This window comes from Pedobacter ginsenosidimutans, assembly GCF_001442625.1.
GTDB lineage: Bacteria > Bacteroidota > Bacteroidia > Sphingobacteriales > Sphingobacteriaceae > Pedobacter > Pedobacter ginsenosidimutans.
This window is the reverse complement of sequence record NZ_LMZQ01000029.1, coordinates 1-17,501: the sequence shown is the minus strand read 5'-3', so window position 1 is coordinate 17,501 and position 17,501 is coordinate 1. Positions and strand designations below refer to the sequence as shown.

Here is a 17,501-nt window from a genome sequence, read left to right as displayed (position 1 = left end):
GTTGTGTTTATAACTCGTTATACGCAACACCCTAAATGATTAAAATATAATGATATATTTGCTAATTAATTTAGTAAGCATGTCGGTAAAAGTTAATATCACTTCAAAGGGAATACAAAAGGTACTTAAAAACTATAATGAAAAGCAAGCCATTGCCGAGTACATTTGGAATGGTTTTGATGCCAATGCGAACACCATACGGGTAGATTATGTAGCCAATCCACTCGGTCTTTTAGCACAGTTAACTATTGCCGATAATGGTTATGGAATTAATTTTGATCGCTTACAGCAAAAATTCGATCCGTTCTTCGAATCTGAAAAATCCATTCAGATTGTAGCGCCAAAGCATACCTCAAAAATGCATGGCCGTAACGGGGTAGGGAGGCTTACTTTTTTTACTTTTGCGCATGATGCCGTTTGGCATACCACTTACCAGTCAGAACAAGGGTTTCGTTATGGCGAAATACACATTAGTACTGGTGGTTTAAATAGTTATAGTCACGATTTTACTACCGCTCCAAGCAGTTCTGGCGAGACTGGAACAACTGTTTCTTTTACTAATTTGAGGATCAGTCAGCAAGATGTAGAAGAAACGGTACTTCCTTTTCTGATAAACGAATTCTGTTGGTTTATTGAATTGAACAAGCAAAAAAACTATTCAGTTATTGTAAATGGCAAAGCATTGGATTTTAATAGCAATGTTAAAACTTTAGAACAGTTTAATCTTTTTTACCCCGATACAGCCGTAACTTTTAAGATTAAATACGTTCACTGGAAAGAAAACCTGCATAAAGAACTGTCAAAATACTATTTCTTGGCTGGTGGTGAAGAAATTTATAAAGATTACACCACCCTAAATAAAAAGAGCGACGATTATTTCCATAGTATTTACATCGATAGCGACTTTTTCCGTGATTTCGATTTTAAGAGTTTCGAAAATGAAGGACAAGTGGCCATATTTGGAGCCGCTAAATCTTCCGCAGAGTACCGGTTTCTAATTAAAGCGTTAACAGAATATCTTAAAAGTAAACGTAAACCATTTTTAAAAGAATATGCCAACCGCCTGGTTGAAACTTACGAGCAGGATGAGATATTTCCAGTTTACGCTACCGAAAGAGAAAAAGAATTAAGGAAACCAGCGCTCGTTAATTTAATTAAGGCATTATATGAAATAGAACCTAAATTATTTAGCAGTTTAAATACCGATCAGAAGAAAACTTTTGTACGCTTGATTGATCTTTTAATGCGCTCTAACCAACGCGATGAGATTTTTGAAATGTTTAATGGTATGATTGAATTGGAAGCTGAAGAGCAGGATGAGCTATTGCAATTGATAAAAGGCCTTGAACCGGCGAAAAATTAGATTGATACTAGTAAGTAATTTAGTAATTTGTTGCCGATAAAAAGAGCTTAGATGAAAAGATACCTATTATTGATTGGCATTTTAATAATTAATACCCCATTATTGTTTGCACAGCATAAGAAGAGAAATCTTAATATTGTTTTTATCGGCAATAGTATCACGCAAGGCGTCCAGCTCGCCAATGCTGCTGATGCGCCGCCCGCTATAGCCGTAGCTTACCTGCTTAAGCAAAAAGGAATAAATGAAGTTGAATTTAGTAATCAGGGCCATAGCGGTTATACCACTCTTGACTTTTTACCCAGTGCAGGCCGTACTTTTAACAAAGTTGAAGAAGCAGCCAATGCATTTACCAATAAAGAAGCATTGCTGGTTTTTTCGTTAAAGCTTGGTACCAACGATAGCGCTATAAAAGGACCGCATGGCGCTCCGGTTTCGCCTGACCAATATATTGAAAATGTAAAAACCATTGTAGATAAGTTATTGGCCGATTTTCCTAAGGCCATTGTCGTGCTGCAGCATCCTATCTGGTATAGTTCCAATACCTATAATAGCTCAAAATATATGGAAGAGGGTTTGAGGAGGGTGCAGGCATACATTCCAAAAATTGATAGCCTTGTTTCAAGTTATAGTTTAACAAAACCTAAACATGTTTTTGTGGGGGATAAAAAAGCATTCGGTTATTTTAAAAAGCATCACCTTACCGAGTTGATTCCTGAAAAGGGGCAAGCGGGTACTTTTTACCTGCATCCAAATAAATTAGGAGCTGCATCTTTAGGCGAATTTTGGGGTAAAGCGATTGAACGGATAGTGAAAAAGAATTTTTAAGTCCTTGCCTGGCTATTCATTTTAATAGATTTCTAAAAAATCAAGTACCCTTATAACCGTTTTTGCATATAGTTAGCTAGGATTATTCACAAAACTTGTGATTTTGATATTATATAGTCATTTTTATAGCAGCAGTTTAGTTGTTAGGCCCGTTTTATGAAGATCACTTATTATTAAATCTTACTGTTTTTGTATGACTGAGCAGGTAGGGTATTTTGGAACAGACATTCCCATAAAAATTTACGGGTTGAGTGAAAAATCGGTTACTATAAAATTCGGAACGGCAATCGATCACGATTTGTTGTGCCTGATCACCGATTTTAACCAATTGCTGTTGCAAAGCCCTTTTTCTGGTTTAATTACCACAGTTCCGGCTTATACTACATTAACTGTTTTTTTTGATCCCTTAAGTGTGATGTTATCGGATCTTCCGGGTCAGGTTTGTTTCGAAAAAGTATCAGCACATCTAAATAAAATTGCGCAGATAAAAAGAGAAAAATCAAGCACAATAGCTGATAAACTGATTATTCCTGTATGTTATGGTGGCGATTTCGGTCAGGATCTTTCAACGGTAGCCCGCACCAATAAGCTTAGCGAAACTGAGGTAATTGATATACATACTGCCGGGCAATATATTGTTTTTATGATCGGCTTTGTGCCAGGTTTCGCCTATATGGGCGGAATGGATACCAGATTATCAACCCCTAGAAAAGAGGTTCCTGATGCTAAAATACCTGCCGGATCTGTAGGTATTGCAGGCAATCAAACGGGCATTTATCCTATGGAAACACCCGGCGGATGGCAGATTATTGGAAGAACACCATTAAAGATGTTCGATGTAAACCGTTTACAGCCATCACTTTTAAAGGGAGGCGATACGGTTACTTTTAAAGCCATTGGTATAAAGGAGTTTAATGCTTATGCTGAAATATGAGTATGAAAATCAGCATCATTAAGCCAGGTTTACTAAGCACCATTCAGGATACAGGGCGATACCGATACCTTTCGCAAGCTGTACCTGTTTCGGGCGCTATGGATGAGCTGGCTCACCGATTAGCGAATAAAGCAGTTGGTAATGATGATGATAATGCCACCATTGAATTTACCTATGCTGATGCTTCATTTAAAGCTGAAACACCTGTTCTAATTTCTTATTCTGGCGATGGTGCATGCTTAGTTTACAATAATGAATTAATGCCTGCAGAAAAGCCATTGTTTTTTCCGACAGGTTCCGTTATAAAGCTGATCCATAATGCAATTGGGATGCGTACCTATTTGGCTATTGCGGGCGGATGGGATGTGCCTGATATAATGGAAAGTAAAAGCACTTATCTTACTGCTGCTTTTGGGGGCTTTAAGGGCAGGGCATTGCAAAAAGCAGATGTTTTGGTCGGTGGTAGTTTACTTAGCGAAGTATCAAATGGAATATTGAATCATTTGATTGAAAAGTCTTTAACCTATCCAAATTGGCGCATTTCGCGTGAGAGTTTACTACCAGAGAATAGACAAGCCATTAGAGTTGTACTTGCCAATGAAATCAACTGGTTTGACGCAACATCCATTATTTCATTTTTAACCAATTCTTTTACTATTGATAGAAGGAGTAATCGTATGGGATATCATTTGTTGGGAAAGTCATTGGTGAGAAAAGTTAAAAAGGAATTGCTCAGCACGGCAGTAACACCCGGTATTATCCAGGTAACCGGAAGTGGCGATTTGGTTATACTTATGGCCGACTGCCAAACAACAGGTGGTTATCCACGTATTGCCCACGTTGCAGCGGTCGATTTGCCTTTATGTGCTCAGCTAAAACCTGGTGATACTATTCATTTTTCTGAAATTTCGAGAGATGAGGCAGAAGCGCTTTACCTTGAACGTGAACACGATTTATCATTGATTACCATGGCAATAGGCCTTAAATATATTAAAACATGAAAATGATCGATCTTAATTGCGACATGGGAGAAGCATTTGGGAATTATGCTATGCCCAACGATGAAAAACTGATGGATTATATTTCATCGGCAAATATTGCCTGCGGTTTCCATGCCGGCGATCCGGCTGTAATGCAGCAAACTGTAGCTTTAGCTGTAAAAAAAGGAGTAGTCATTGGTGCGCACCCTGGTTTGCACGATTTGCAGGGCTTTGGCCGTAGAGAAATGAAGATTAGCCCGAATGAGGCCTATCAGCTTACATTATATCAAATTGGTGCATTAAGCGGTTTTGTAAAAGCTGCAGGTAGTAAATTACATCATGTCAAAGCACATGGTGCATTATATAATATGGCTGCAAAGGATACCGCTTTGGCAAAAGCCATTGTGCAGGCCGTTTACGATTTCGACCCTGGTCTGATCTTATATGCTTTAGCAGGAAGTAATATGATTGATGAAGCTGAAAAAAAGGGAATTGTAACCGCATCAGAAGTTTTTGCCGATCGTAGTTATCAGGATGACGGTTTACTTACCCCTCGGTCAACAGAAAATGCTTTAATTACCAATGAAGAAGATGCCATTAATCAGGTACTGGGATTTGCTTTAAACCAGGAAGTAAATAGTATAAATGGAAATCGCATTGCGGTTAAAGCCGAAACGGTTTGTTTGCATGGCGATGGCGAACACGCTGTTGCTTTTGCTAAATTAATAGCTGAACGGTTACAAAAAGAAGGTATCGTAATTAAAGCCCCAGCAATATGAAGCCAAAATACAATTGGAGTGTACTTTTAGGGGCAGCTTTTTTAATGGCTTCATCAGCCATTGGTCCTGGGTTTTTAACACAAACCGCAGTTTTTACCCAGCAATTAGGAGCAAGTTTTGCGTTTGTGATATTGCTATCCATCATATTAGATGCCATTGCACAATTAAACATCTGGCGGATTATTGCTGTTGCCGATAAACCTGCTCAAGATATAGCCAATGAGGTATTTCCGGGTTTGGGATACTTTATTTCTTTCCTGGTTTTTTTAGGTGGTTTGGCTTTTAATATTGGTAATATTGCTGGCGCTGGCTTAGGACTTAATGTATTATTCGGTATTAGTGTAGGACAGGGTGCTGTAATAAGCGCAATTATGGCAATAGGTATCTTTATTTACAAAGAAGCCGGCAAGGCAATGGATGTTTTTGCCAAAACCATGGGGCTGATTAAAATTGTACTCGCCTTAATTATCGCCTACACCAGTTCGCCACCATTGGCAGAAGCCGCATTAAGAGCAGTAAACCCTACGCAGTTTAGTTTTACGGCTGTATTAACCATAGTTGGTGGAACAGTGGGTGGTTATATCACGTTTTCGGGTGCTCACCGTTTATTGGATGCCAGGCAAACTGGAATCCAGAATTTAGGTGCCGTAAATAAAGGTGCATTAAGCGCCATCGGATTGGCATCTATTATGCGCTTATTGTTATTTATTGCTGCTTTGGGAGTGGTAAGCAAAGGTTTTACTTTAGACCCATCCAATCCAGCTGCTTCGGTTTTTAAATTGGCCAGCGGCGAAATAGGATACAAGATTTTTGGTGTAGTGATATGGGCTGCGGGTATTTCATCGGTTGTGGGCTCAGCCTATACCTCCATTTCATTTATTAAGAGTTTTCACCCACTGATATTAAAGTTTAACCGTGAGATTATCATTGCCTTTATATCCATCTCCTGCATTATTTTTATCCTCATTGGTAAACCCGTCAAAATATTGCTTACCGTAGGCGCCATTAATGGTTTTATTTTGCCCATTGCATTAGGTATTATGCTTATTGCGGCCTATAGAACTAAAATTATCGCAAATTATAAACAACCACTTTGGTTAACGCTAACAGGTTTAGCTGTGGTATTAACCATGGTTTGGATGAGTTATGGTACTATTATACAAATGATAAAAGGAGAATAAATCTTTACAAAATGAATACGATTATCAAATATTTTTGCTTTTTCTTCCTATTATGTGCTACCTGTTTTGCACAGCAGGGTACACATTCAGTAACCGTTGAACCTGGAGTTTCTCTTGCACTGGCAAGTTCCAGAAGTGCAGCTATAAGTAATATTCAATATAAGCTTCACTTTACCATTCCAGCAGAACAAACTGCACCAATTCAATCAACTGAAAATATTGATTTTAAGTTAAATAAGTTAATTTATCTTCAGGTCGACTTTAAGCAAAATGCAGATCATATAAAACGAGTATCGGTTAATGGAACAACGATACCGATTGATTTTAAAGCCGAACATATTTTAGTAAAGCAGGAGTATTTAAAAGTAGGTACTAACCATATCGAGATCGAATTTATTGCGGGTAACGAATCATTAAACCGAAACAAAGATTTTTTGTATGCACTTTTTGTTCCTGATCACGCCAGAACGGTATTCCCGTGCTTTGATCAACCCGATTTAAAAGCTAATTTTTTACTTTCGTTAACCGTTCCAACTGATTGGAAGGTAATGGCTAATGCCGTTAAAAAAGATTCAATTATACAAGGGAATTCTACTACGTATCATTTCAATAATTCAGATAAATTACCCACTTATTTATTTTCCTTCACTGCGGGTAAATACACCTTGATAAATAGGCAAATGAAAAATAATAAAATGGAATTGCTGCACCGTGAAACCGATTCAGCCAAAATTAAGCTCAGTTTAGATTCTGTTTTTATAGCACATCGTGATGCTATCGATTTTTTGGAAGACTGGACGGCGATAAAATATCCTTTTCAAAAGGTGGGCTTTGTTAGTATTCCAGATTTTCAGTTCGGTGGTATGGAGCATCCTGGTGAGGTACAATATAAGGCATCAGCATTGTTTTTAGATCAAGGTGCAACCAGAGATCAATTCATTTCGCGCTCTAACCTGATTTCGCATGAAACTGCACATATGTGGTTTGGCGATCTGGTTACCATGAAATGGTTTAATGATGTTTGGATGAAAGAGGTTTTTGCCAATTTTATGGCCGATAAAGTAACTGAAAAGTTAATGGGCAAAAACACCTTTGATCTTAAGTTTTTACAAGATCATTACCCGGCAGCTTATGGGGTAGATAGAACACTGGGTGCTAATCCCATTCGACAGCAATTGGATAACTTACAAGAAGCCGGATCGATGTATGGAAATATAATTTATCATAAAGCTCCGATTATGATGCGTCAATTGGAATTATTGATGGGAAAACAGAATTTTCAACAGGGTATAAGGGAGTATCTGAAAAAATACAGTTACAGCAACGCTACATGGAATGATTTGATTTCCATTTTAAGTAAATACAGCAAAAGTGATCTCCTTAGTTGGAACAAAGTTTGGGTAAATGAACCTGGCAGACCGGTTTTTAGCTATGATATTAAATACAACGGAGATAAAATAAGCGATTTAAGCTTAAATCAAAGCAGTGAGATGGGGCAGCCACGGGTATGGCCACAATCTTTTACGGTTAAGCTGGTTTACCCAACAGAGAGTAAGATTTTGGTTGTAAATGCTAAACTTGCTAAGACAGATTTAATTGAAGCAAAAGGTCTTCCAAAACCACAGTATATTTTATTTAATGCAAACGGTGCCGGGTATGGCCTTTTCCCGATTGATAAAGAGATGATGGCAAATCTTTATGGTCTTGCTGACCCGTTAGAGCGGGCATCGGCCTATATCAATGCCTTTGAAAATATGCTTTCGGGCAAAAGCAATAAGCCTGAAGAACTTTTGGCCGTATTTTTACAAGGATTATCAGTTGAGAAAAACGAGATGAACCTCAGGTTAATTACTGGATACCTCACCAATATTTACTGGACTTTTCTTACCGCTGAAGCACGGAATGCGATGTATGAAAGCATGGAGAAAACAATATGGAATGCAATGGAGCAACAGCAAACGCAAAATAACAAGAAGATTTTGTTCAATACTTATCAGAATGTATATCTGAGTGCGGATGCCGGAAAACGCATGTATAATATCTGGCGCAAACAAACCGCACCAAATGGAATTAAACTGTTAGAAGATGATTATAGCGCATTAGCTTTAACGCTGGCCCTTAAAACAGATACTGCAAATACGATCTTAAAAGATCAGTTAGCGCGCACCAAAAATGAAGACCGTAAAAACCGGCTGATTTATTTAATGCCTGCTTTATCTTTAGATGTTAAGGAAAGAGATAATTTTTTCAATGCTTTAAAAGACCGGAAAAACCGTCAGAAAGAGGCCTGGGTAACTACGGCTTTATCTTATTTGCATCATCCCATTAGGCAAAAAACATCTATTAATTATTTGAAAGAAAGTTTAGATTTGTTGGAAGAAATACAGAAAACAGGAGATATATTTTTTCCGCAATCATGGCTAGCTGCTATTTTCTCGGGTTATAACAACAAAGAAGCAAATGCAGCTGTACAGGATTTCTTAAAATCACATCCTACTTACAACGAAAAGCTAAAAGATAAAATTTTGCAGACTACAGATAACCTTCGCCGGGCACAGATTATTGTACATTAACTTTAATGTAAATTAATTTGTTACATACAGGTTTAAGAAGAATTTATACTTTTGTCGCGAGAGCGTTAATTTAGATTGAAAGGGGTAAACATGAATTTGTTTGCCCTTTTCGTTTTTAGTTATTCGTATTTAATGCCAGGTACTTTCTCCACCATTAAGAGATTAAGGGCATTAAGAAAATACGTTAATAAGGTTCAAATTTCACCTGACAAAACCAATTAAAAATAACCTTAACTTCTTAATGGTCAGTATTTAATCTAAAAAGTAATAAATAATGGTTGTTAATTAAAAGATTCGGTTTCGTTATTGAGATCATTCAATAAACCATTCAATAAAATATCTCTTTTATCTTCAATTGAAGAATCATCCTGGATAAAAACGGTAAGGTTCGTGTTTTCTGTTGTTTGAGGTTGCATATAAGGCTGCGGTTTATGTTTGTCAATTAAATGTCTACAATTATCTAACGTCGATTTTCGAATATAGTTTGTAACTTTTTTATTCGAACTTGTAATGTCTCAATTGGGCATAGTATAAATCAATATTGACCAAACATTGGGCTAATATTTAGGTTATATCTTTCAGGACAAAACAAATTCTATTAATCTGGAAATCGATGAAACACTACGACGCAATAATTATAGGCGCAGGTCAGGCAGGAACTCCTTTGGCCAAAAAGCTTGCCGAAGCAGGCAAAAAAACAGCGATTATAGAAAAAAGATATGTTGGTGGTACGTGTATTAATGATGGTTGTACACCAACAAAAGCAATGATCGCTTCTGCTAGGGCAGTGTATCAAGCCAGAAAAGCAACTGAATTGGGTGTAGAAGTTGGAACAATCAAAATTGATTTTAAAAAGATAAAGCAACGGAAAGACGATATCGTAAACCAGTTCAGGTCATCATCAGAAAAGGGCCTTAAAAATACCAAAGGACTTGAGCTTATATTTGGAACGGCCAGTTTTAGTGCTGAAAAAGAACTAACTATTTCGCTAAACAATGGCGGTGAAGAAAAAGTAACCGCCGAATGGATTTTTATCAATACGGGTACAAAAACTACTATACCGGATATCGAAGGGTTAAATGAAATTGATTATCTTACATCGACAACAATTTTAGATCTTAAAACTGTTCCAGAACACCTAGTGGTTATTGGCGGAAATTACATCGGGCTGGAGTTTGGACAAATGTTTAATCGATTTGGCAGTAAAGTAACCATTTTGGAAAAATCATCAGGAATATTAGCTAGAGAAGATCAGGATATCTCATTAGCACTTACTAAAATTTTAACCGACGAAAATATCGAACTGATCACTGATGCTAAAATCAAGAAAATAACGCAGGATAAAAAACAGATTAGCATTACGCTGGAGTCTGGGAAAATCAAAAAAGAAATAACAGCGAGCCATGTGTTGTTAGCCGCAGGCCGTACACCTCAGACCGCAGATTTAACCCTTGAAAACTGTGGCGTAAAATTGGATGACAAAGGGCACATTCTTGTTAATGAAAAACTCGAAACCAATATTAAAGGGATTTATGCGCTCGGTGATGTAAAAGGTGGACCTTCATTTACGCATATTGCTTATAACGACTATACCATCGTTTACCGGAACCTAATGGAAGGCACAAATTATTCTATTCACGATCGGCCGGTGCCCTATTGCATGTTTACCGACCCTCAGCTTGGGCGGATAGGTATTTCTGAAAAAGAAGCAAAAGAAAAGAAATTGAATTATAAAGTTGCCGTTCTGCCAATGTCGAATGTTGCGCGCGGTATTGAAACAAACGAAACTTTAGGGCTGATGAAAGCAATTGTAGATGCAGATAGTAAAAAGATACTGGGAGCTGCTATCCTGGCCTCAGAAGGTGGAGAAATCATGTCTGTTCTTCAAATGGCAATGGAAGGTGATATTACTTACGATAGGGTCAGATATTGTGTATTTGCACACCCTACTTATTCCGAATCGTTAAATAATCTATTTATGAAAATCGATATCTAAATATGATCGAATTAAAAGGCATAAGTAAGAAATTTGGTGATGCCCAAGCGGTAAATAAAGTCTCTTTTAAGGTAGAAGAAAAGGAAACGTTGGTATTGTTGGGCACAAGTGGCTGTGGCAAAACCACCACGCTAAAAATGATCAACCGGTTAATTGAGCCAGATGCAGGCGGGGTTTTTATCGATGGCAAGGATATCACCAATGAAGATCCTGATGTTTTACGAACAGGAATTGGTTATGTAATGCAGAATATTGGGCTTTTTCCACACTATACCGTCGCAGAAAATATTGCCGTTGTGCCGAAACTTTTAAAATGGGATAAGGAAAAAATTAAAGTCCGAACGCAGGAGCTGATCAAAAAACTCCATCTTCCTGAAAATAGCCTGTCTATGTTTCCACATGAGCTTAGTGGTGGGCAGCAGCAGCGTGTAGGCCTTGCCCGTGCTTTGGTTACAGACCCTTCTGTATTGTTAATGGACGAACCTTTTGGTGCTTTAGACAACGTTACCCGAACCAGTATCCAAAAAGAATTTAAAGGATTAGAAGAATTAAAAAGGAAAACCATCGTAATGGTTACCCACGATGTTCAGGAAGCTTTTGAATTGGCAGATCGCATTTGCTTAATGGATAAGGGGAAAATCATCCAGATCGGAACACCCAAAGAATTGCTTTATCAACCGATAAATGATTTTGCAAGGAAATTTTTAGCCGGACAAAGGTTAGGCCTTGAATTTAAAGTAGTTAAAATACAGGATATATGGTCTTATTTACCTAAAGTAACACTACAGGATGGAAAAAGCCTGTCTGATGATTTGAATGTATGGGATGCGATGGAATTGCTGCGAAGTTCTGATAGAAGTGAACTTTTGGTTTCTGGTGACAATAAAGAAAGCAAAGCCATTAATTTCGAACAGTTAACCAAAGCATTTAACCAATTCCAAAACGCGCAGGTACATGAATGAGCAACAGCAAACTTTATGGCAGTTTATGCACGAGCAATCTGATAAATTGTTTGCTCAAACTCTGCAACATGTTGGCTTAACCTTTATTTCCTTACTTTTTGCCATCGCCATTGGCCTACCATTGGGCATATTGATTGCCAGAAAAAGAAAACTTTCAGGAACGGTTTTAGGCATTGCCGGCGTATTGCAAACGGTTCCAAGCATTGCCTTATTGGGTTTTATGATCCCTGTTTTAGGGATTGGTGCGAAACCTGCAATTGTGGCGCTGCTGATATATGCTTTGTTACCGATTATCCGCAATACCTATACAGGCATTATTGGCATCGATCAGCATGTTAAAGAAGCCGCCAGAGCAATGGGCATGAGCAAAAGTCAGATTTTGCTGAAGGTAGAGTTGCCATTGGCTATGCCCGTTATTTTGGCGGGCATCCGTACTGCAACAGTAATTAATGTTGGCGTGGCCACATTGGCCTCTTTTATTGCTGCGGGTGGATTAGGGGAGTTTATTTTTGGGGGCATTTCGCTCAACAATACCAACATGATCTTAGCTGGAGCTATTCCCGCAGCTTTGTTGGCCATTATTCTAGATGCTTTACTTTCCCTGGTACAGAAAATGAATTTTAAAAAGCTGAGAAAAGCATTATACATTTTACCAGCTGTGCTATTAATTTTAGGTGGCTTTTATGTACTTCCATCGGCTTATGGTTCTACTTTAACCGCCGGATTTACGCCTGAATTTATGGGCAGACAAGATGGGGATCTTGGATTGAAATCTATCTACGGCTTAAAAATCCATACCATTGTAATCAGCGATGCGATAATGTACAAGGCCGCTTTTTCAAAAGAATTGGATGTAATTAGCGGTTATTCTACCGATGGACGTTTGAAAGCCTTTGATCTAAAGATTTTAAAAGACGATAAAAGTATTTTTCCACCGTACTATGCTGCACCAATAGTTCGGAATGAAGCTTTTAAACAATTTCCAAAACTGGAAGAAACATTAAATCTGTTAGCAGGTAAAATAACTGATTCAGTAATGACCGATCTTAATTACAGAACAGATTACCTCCACCAAACGCCAGAACGTGTGGCAAAGGATTTCCTCATCAGTACTGGTTTATATAAAGCGCCAAAAAACGGACATAACGGTGTAGTACGGATAGGCTCAAAGATTTTTGGTGAGCAATATATTCTGGCCGAAATGTACAGCATGCTGATTAGAGGGAATACCGATTATGGAGTGTCTACCAAAACAGGACTTGGTGGAACAAAAATCTGTTTTGATGCACTGATGAATGATCAGATCGATTTTTATCCCGAATATACCGGGACAGGTTTATTGGTTTTGTTACAACCAGATCCAAAAATTGCTAAGGAAATGGCGCACAATAAAGATAAAACTTATAATTATGTATCAGCCGAATTTGAGAAAAAGTTTAAGATCAAATGGCTTAAACCTATAGGTTTTAATAATTCTTATGCTTTAATGATGCGGCAAAAACAATCAAAAGATCTGAATGTTAATACCATCACAGATCTTAAAAACTATCTAGATAAAAATTAATGACACTGGTAGAAGAATACTTGCAGATCAGGAAATACTCTGAACAAATTTGCGAACCATTGCAAACAGAAGATTATGTAGTACAGCCTATTGCTGATGTAAGTCCACCGAAATGGCATTTGGGACATACCACCTGGTTCTTCGAAACCTTTATATTAAAGCCATTTTCTGTTAATTATCAGTTATATAACGATGAATATAATTTCGTTTTTAATAGTTATTATGAAACCGTGGGTAACCGCGTAATCCGTACCGATCGTGGTAATTTAAGTCGACCCAGCGTAAACGAGATTTACCAATACAGGGCTTACGTAGATGAAGCCATGGTGAAATTCCTGGCCACTACACTAACAGATGAAGTAAAAGAACTGTTGATTTTGGGTTTTAACCACGAGCAGCAGCACCAGGAACTTTTACTTACCGATATAAAATACATTTTAGGAAACAACCCGCTTTTTCCAGCCTATTCGAAAAACCAAAAAGAAGTTTTAACCGTAAATGAAATAGAACCTGGCTTTATAAACATTTCAGAAGGAATTTATGAGATCGGTTACAATGGAGCAGATTTCAGCTTTGACAATGAATTAAACAGGCATAAAGTTTATCTACACGATTTTTCAATCAGTAAAACGTTGGTCAATAATACAGAATTTATCGAGTTCATTCGTGCGGGCGGTTATGAAAATTTTAATTTCTGGCATGCTGAAGGATGGGATTGGGTAAAAAACAATAATATTAGTGCACCTATGTACTGGCACTTAATAGACGGAAAATGGTTTAATTATACTTTAGCTGGTGTTTTACCTATTGATTTAACCGCACCGGTAAGCCACGTCAGCTATTACGAGGCCTATGCTTTTGCAAGCTGGAAAGGCATGCGTTTACCAACTGAATTTGAGTGGGAGATAGCAGCCGAACACTTTAACTGGGGCGAACGATGGGAGTGGACCGAAAGTGCCTATTTGCCTTATCCCGGTTTTAGTAAAGCGCCGGGTGCCATTGGCGAGTACAATGGAAAGTTTATGGTTAGCCAAAAAGTGCTTCGCGGTGCATCAATTGCCACGCCTGAAAATCATTCACGTATTACCTATAGAAATTTCTTCCACCCACATTTAAGGTGGCAATATACAGGCATCCGATTAGTAAAATAGTATAGATATGACCACCACCACTATCGAAACAACAACAGACAACAAAACACAGTTCCTTCAAGAAACCTTAGCAGGCTTACACTCCGAACCAAAATTTATGCGCTCTAAGTATTTTTACGATGCTACCGGAGACCGTATTTTTCAGCAGATTATGGAAATGGAGGAATATTATTTAACCAATGCAGAAATGGAAATTCTGCAATACCAGGCCAATCAGATTTCTCAGGCGATATCAGCCGATGGAAGCATTTTTGATTTAATTGAACTGGGTGCTGGCGATGCAACAAAATCCATTTACCTGCTAAAATCGCTGTTGGATAGTCAGTTGGAATTTAGTTATTTTCCGATTGATATTTCCGCACATGTAATTTCAGATCTGGAAGAAAATTTGCCTAAAAAACTTCCTGGATTGGATATGAAAGGTTTAAATGGTGATTATTTTAATATGCTTACAAAGGCCACAGAATTATCCAGCCGCAGAAAGGTTGTGCTTTTTATGGGCGCAAATATTGGAAACATGAGTATAGCCGATGCCGGAAAATTCTGCTCGTCATTAAAAAAACTGCTTTCTCCTAAGGATTTGCTGATCATTGGATTCGACCTGAAAAAAAATCCTAAGCAGATTCTTTCTGCCTATAATGATAAAGGCGGAATTACCAGATCATTTAACCTCAATCTGCTTCATCGCATCAATAAAGAATTGGATGGCAATTTTGATCTGAACAATTTTGAACATTATGCCAGTTACGATCCAGAATCCGGAGCCTGTAAAAGTTACCTCATCAGCTTAAAAAAACAGATTGTGAATATTGGTCAAAATGCCATTCATTTTGCAGAAAACGAGGATATTTTTATGGAAATATCACAAAAATATTCGCTTAATGATATCGATCAGCTTGCAGAAAAAACCGGATTTAAACCGCTTCAGCGTTTCTTCGATCAACATCAGTATTTTGTAGATGCCATCTGGAAGGTAGACTAGCTACGGTTATCCAAAACCTGGAGCAGTTGATTTAAATCTTCTTCTGTATTATAATAGTGAAACGAAATCCTCGTGCCTGATCCACGCGGTGAGCAAAGGATTTTGGCTGATGCGAGTTTGTCTACTGTTTTTTGATCCAATGGCATGCTCATAATGGTAGATTGATATTTTCGCTCCAATGTCCAATCTGGAATTAAGCCTCTTGAATTTAGTGCTAACCTCGCTTTGTTGGAAATTGCCTGTGTGGTTTTTTCAATCCAATCGAAACCGATTGAGCCAAGCTTATTTAAGCTTTCGTTTAATGTGCCAAAATTTAAAGTGTCTAAATGCCCCGGTTCGAAACACATAGATAGGTGGTCTTTGCCTTTTAAAAAGGGCGCTGTGGGCAATTCAGCTAGTTTGTTTTTATTGTAGATGGCATCTTTCATTTGATCGGAAAGAAATGCATAACCGTTTCCGTATCCAGCCAAAAGCCATTTGTAACCGCTTCCGATCAAAGCATCCAGGCCTGATTTTTCAAAGTTAAAATTTGTTGTACCTAAAAATTGAGTGCCATCACCAATCAATAAAAGATCAGGATATGTAGCTTTTAATTTCTGGATAAATTCATCATCCATCCTTAATCCACTAATGTATTGTACCATACTAAATGCCAGCACGGTAGGTTTAAATTTTTCAATGGCACTGATGATATTTTCTTCTAACTTTTCATCAATGGCTATGCTATTGTATTCAAAACCCATACTGATTACAGGATAACTCACAGATGGATATTCCTCTTCCAATAATAGAAAACGATGGTTTTTGTCCAACCCACTCAATAAAGTATTAAAACCTACTGAAAAATTCTGAACCAGATAGGTGTTCTCGGATTTTGAACTGAAAAGTTTAGCAATGTTATTTCTAACATCAGTAATGATGGGCAGATTTTCCATTCTGAAAATACTTCCTCCGGCAATAAAGTCTTGATCATGTTTAGTTCTCCATTCTGCCAGATTGGTAGATAAAATGCCTGAATTAGCAGTATTGAGATAGGTATATGCTGTGAGGATCGGAAAAGATAGGTTCATATCCAAAATTAAAAGAATTAGGCATTAAAAAAATAAACTTTGGACTGAAATTGAATTTTATACAAACCGATGAGAATCACGTTTGTTAGATTTATACAATCTGCTAATGTTATATGGAAAATCAAACATCAATACTGGTTACGGAACTTAAAAAATTATTAAATGGGGGCGGAGCACATATAGGTTTTAAAGATGCTGTTGCCAATTTGCCCTTTAATCTTCTTGGCGAAAAGCCCCATAATTTACCCTATAGTATCTGGCAATTGGTAGAACACATTAAAATCGCGCAGTGGGATATGCTCAAATTTAGTGAAGATGGATCGCATCAATCGCCTAAATGGCCAGACGAATATTGGCCTAAAGAACTGGCACCCAAAGACGAAGCAACATGGAATAATACATTAAAAGAAATTGATAAGGATTTGAAAGAATTTATTGCTTTGTTAGATTCTTCAGATTTGTATGAGCCAATTCCGCATGGCGATGGACAAAGTATATTACGCGAAGCCCTACAGATTGCCGATCATAATGCCTACCACATTGCCGAAATTGTAGTCATCAGACGTTTATTGGGTGCCTGGAAAAGCTAAAGGAAGTTGTCTCGTTTGCGCCTATACTTTGCCGCTTATGCAGCCTGTTACTATTGTTTTAATCCACTAAATTTAACTGTCCGCTCTTGTAAAAATTGATTTAAAAAAAGATTTATGTTACAAAACTCAAAAGCATTCAGCTCATTTTCTGTAGACGATGTACAGAAAGCAAAAGATTTTTATCAAGGCGTATTGGGTATCGAAGTTAAAGATAACCCGATGGGCGTAATTGAACTGATTATTTCCGGATCCTCAAATGTATTACTTTATCCAAAGCCAAATCATGTTCCGGCAACTTTTACGGTACTTAATTTTCCTGTCGAAAATATAGATCAAGCGGCCGACGAACTTATTGCCAAGGGAATAAAGTTTGAGATTTATAATGAAGAATATTTCAAAACAGACAGTAAAGGCATCTCACGGGGGAACGGAGGGCCAAACATTGCCTGGTTTCGAGATCCTGCGGGCAATATTCTGTCTATTTTGGAAACCAATTAGGTCTGGCCAGACTTCCGAAGTTAGCCAGGCGTATTGCCATTGGCGCAAACTTC

General features: G+C 37.8%; 16 protein-coding genes. 14 read left to right on the top strand and 2 right to left on the bottom strand.

What is annotated here, in order from left to right:
* The first annotated feature begins 49 nt into the window (after positions 1-49).
* From ASU31_RS22255 to ASU31_RS22225, 7 genes are all read left to right on the top strand, one after another.
* Entirely contained in the window at positions 50-1,363 is a 1,314-nt protein-coding gene (locus ASU31_RS22255; protein ID WP_083505484.1) for an ATP-binding protein, read from the top strand.
* A gap of 51 nt (positions 1,364-1,414) precedes the next feature.
* Entirely contained in the window at positions 1,415-2,188 is a 774-nt protein-coding gene (locus tag ASU31_RS22250) for a GDSL-type esterase/lipase family protein (protein ID WP_057934464.1), read from the top strand.
* 193 nt (positions 2,189-2,381) lie between these two features.
* Positions 2,382-3,122: a 5-oxoprolinase subunit PxpB gene (gene pxpB, locus ASU31_RS22245; RefSeq protein WP_057934463.1), complete on the top strand. Its 741-nt coding sequence runs from the start codon at positions 2,382-2,384 to the stop codon at positions 3,120-3,122.
* Positions 3,119-4,123, top strand: a complete 1,005-nt coding sequence (locus ASU31_RS22240) for a 5-oxoprolinase subunit C family protein (RefSeq protein WP_245224587.1) — start codon at positions 3,119-3,121, stop codon at positions 4,121-4,123. Before pxpB ends, ASU31_RS22240 begins: the two co-directional genes overlap by 4 nt.
* Before the next feature lie 2 nt (positions 4,124-4,125).
* Complete coding sequence (locus ASU31_RS22235; protein WP_280739891.1) at positions 4,126-4,881, top strand: 5-oxoprolinase subunit PxpA; 756 nt, start codon at positions 4,126-4,128, stop codon at positions 4,879-4,881.
* Positions 4,878-6,062: an NRAMP family divalent metal transporter gene (locus ASU31_RS22230; protein ID WP_057934460.1), complete on the top strand. Its 1,185-nt coding sequence runs from the start codon at positions 4,878-4,880 to the stop codon at positions 6,060-6,062. Before ASU31_RS22235 ends, ASU31_RS22230 begins: the two co-directional genes overlap by 4 nt.
* Positions 6,063-6,073: 11 nt before the next feature.
* Positions 6,074-8,635, top strand: a complete 2,562-nt coding sequence (locus tag ASU31_RS22225; protein WP_057934459.1) for a M1 family metallopeptidase — start codon at positions 6,074-6,076, stop codon at positions 8,633-8,635.
* A gap of 281 nt (positions 8,636-8,916) precedes the next feature.
* Here ASU31_RS22225 and ASU31_RS28020 read toward each other — a convergent pair whose 3' ends face one another.
* Complete coding sequence (locus ASU31_RS28020) at positions 8,917-9,051, bottom strand: hypothetical protein (RefSeq protein ID WP_280739890.1); 135 nt, start codon at positions 9,049-9,051, stop codon at positions 8,917-8,919.
* A 197-nt stretch (positions 9,052-9,248) separates the two neighbouring features.
* Here ASU31_RS28020 and ASU31_RS22220 point away from each other — a divergent pair, with 197 nt between their 5' ends.
* The 5 genes from ASU31_RS22220 to ASU31_RS22200 are packed head-to-tail and all read left to right on the top strand — an operon-like array spanning position 9,249 to position 15,290.
* A complete protein-coding gene (locus ASU31_RS22220; protein ID WP_057934458.1) occupies positions 9,249-10,631 on the top strand; it encodes a mercuric reductase in 1,383 nt (460 codons plus the stop codon).
* Between the two features lie 2 nt (positions 10,632-10,633).
* Entirely contained in the window at positions 10,634-11,593 is a 960-nt protein-coding gene (locus tag ASU31_RS22215) for an ABC transporter ATP-binding protein (protein WP_057934457.1), read from the top strand.
* Positions 11,586-13,157, top strand: coding sequence for an ABC transporter permease/substrate-binding protein (locus tag ASU31_RS22210; protein ID WP_057934456.1), 1,572 nt, complete (start codon positions 11,586-11,588; stop codon positions 13,155-13,157). The genes ASU31_RS22215 and ASU31_RS22210 overlap by 8 nt, the downstream gene beginning before the upstream one ends.
* On the top strand, positions 13,157-14,308 hold the full coding sequence (egtB, locus tag ASU31_RS22205) for an ergothioneine biosynthesis protein EgtB (protein ID WP_057934455.1): 1,152 nt from the start codon (positions 13,157-13,159) through the stop codon (positions 14,306-14,308). The genes ASU31_RS22210 and egtB overlap by 1 nt, the downstream gene beginning before the upstream one ends.
* A gap of 7 nt (positions 14,309-14,315) precedes the next feature.
* The gene (locus ASU31_RS22200; RefSeq protein ID WP_057934454.1) at positions 14,316-15,290 is read left to right on the top strand and encodes an L-histidine N(alpha)-methyltransferase; all 975 of its coding nucleotides are present in this window, start codon (positions 14,316-14,318) and stop codon (positions 15,288-15,290) included.
* On the opposite strand, the gene ASU31_RS22195 is transcribed toward ASU31_RS22200, so the two are convergent.
* A complete protein-coding gene (locus tag ASU31_RS22195; RefSeq protein ID WP_057934453.1) occupies positions 15,287-16,360 on the bottom strand; it encodes an aminotransferase class V-fold PLP-dependent enzyme in 1,074 nt (357 codons plus the stop codon). The two genes, ASU31_RS22200 and ASU31_RS22195, sit on opposite strands and share 4 nt — an antisense overlap.
* 113 nt (positions 16,361-16,473) lie before the next feature.
* On the opposite strand from ASU31_RS22195, the gene ASU31_RS22190 reads away from it, so the two are divergent.
* Positions 16,474-16,950 carry a DinB family protein gene (locus ASU31_RS22190; protein WP_057934452.1) on the top strand — a complete coding sequence of 159 codons (477 nt, stop codon included), beginning with the start codon at positions 16,474-16,476 and terminating at the stop codon, positions 16,948-16,950.
* 114 nt (positions 16,951-17,064) lie between these two features.
* Positions 17,065-17,448 (top strand): VOC family protein, encoded by a 384-nt coding sequence (locus ASU31_RS22185; protein ID WP_057934451.1) that lies wholly within the window; start codon positions 17,065-17,067, stop codon positions 17,446-17,448.
* The last annotated feature ends 53 nt before the right edge of the window (positions 17,449-17,501 follow it).

Bases quoted from the DNA above. Each gene is read 5' to 3' on its own strand.
- ASU31_RS22255 (WP_083505484.1), top strand. From the start codon at position 50: ATGATATATTTGCTAATTAATTTAGTAAGCATGTCGGTAAAAGTTAAT.
- ASU31_RS22250 (WP_057934464.1), top strand. From the start codon at position 1,415: ATGAAAAGATACCTATTATTGATTGGCATTTTAATAATTAATACCCCA.
- pxpB (WP_057934463.1), top strand. From the start codon at position 2,382: ATGACTGAGCAGGTAGGGTATTTTGGAACAGACATTCCCATAAAAATT.
- ASU31_RS22240 (WP_245224587.1), top strand. From the start codon at position 3,119: ATGAGTATGAAAATCAGCATCATTAAGCCAGGTTTACTAAGCACCATT.
- ASU31_RS22235 (WP_280739891.1), top strand. From the start codon at position 4,126: ATGATCGATCTTAATTGCGACATGGGAGAAGCATTTGGGAATTATGCT.
- ASU31_RS22230 (WP_057934460.1), top strand. From the start codon at position 4,878: ATGAAGCCAAAATACAATTGGAGTGTACTTTTAGGGGCAGCTTTTTTA.
- ASU31_RS22225 (WP_057934459.1), top strand. From the start codon at position 6,074: ATGAATACGATTATCAAATATTTTTGCTTTTTCTTCCTATTATGTGCT.
- ASU31_RS28020 (WP_280739890.1), bottom strand. From the start codon at position 9,051: ATGCAACCTCAAACAACAGAAAACACGAACCTTACCGTTTTTATCCAG.
- ASU31_RS22220 (WP_057934458.1), top strand. From the start codon at position 9,249: ATGAAACACTACGACGCAATAATTATAGGCGCAGGTCAGGCAGGAACT.
- ASU31_RS22215 (WP_057934457.1), top strand. From the start codon at position 10,634: ATGATCGAATTAAAAGGCATAAGTAAGAAATTTGGTGATGCCCAAGCG.
- ASU31_RS22210 (WP_057934456.1), top strand. From the start codon at position 11,586: ATGAATGAGCAACAGCAAACTTTATGGCAGTTTATGCACGAGCAATCT.
- egtB (WP_057934455.1), top strand. From the start codon at position 13,157: ATGACACTGGTAGAAGAATACTTGCAGATCAGGAAATACTCTGAACAA.
- ASU31_RS22200 (WP_057934454.1), top strand. From the start codon at position 14,316: ATGACCACCACCACTATCGAAACAACAACAGACAACAAAACACAGTTC.
- ASU31_RS22195 (WP_057934453.1), bottom strand. From the start codon at position 16,360: ATGAACCTATCTTTTCCGATCCTCACAGCATATACCTATCTCAATACT.
- ASU31_RS22190 (WP_057934452.1), top strand. From the start codon at position 16,474: ATGGAAAATCAAACATCAATACTGGTTACGGAACTTAAAAAATTATTA.
- ASU31_RS22185 (WP_057934451.1), top strand. From the start codon at position 17,065: ATGTTACAAAACTCAAAAGCATTCAGCTCATTTTCTGTAGACGATGTA.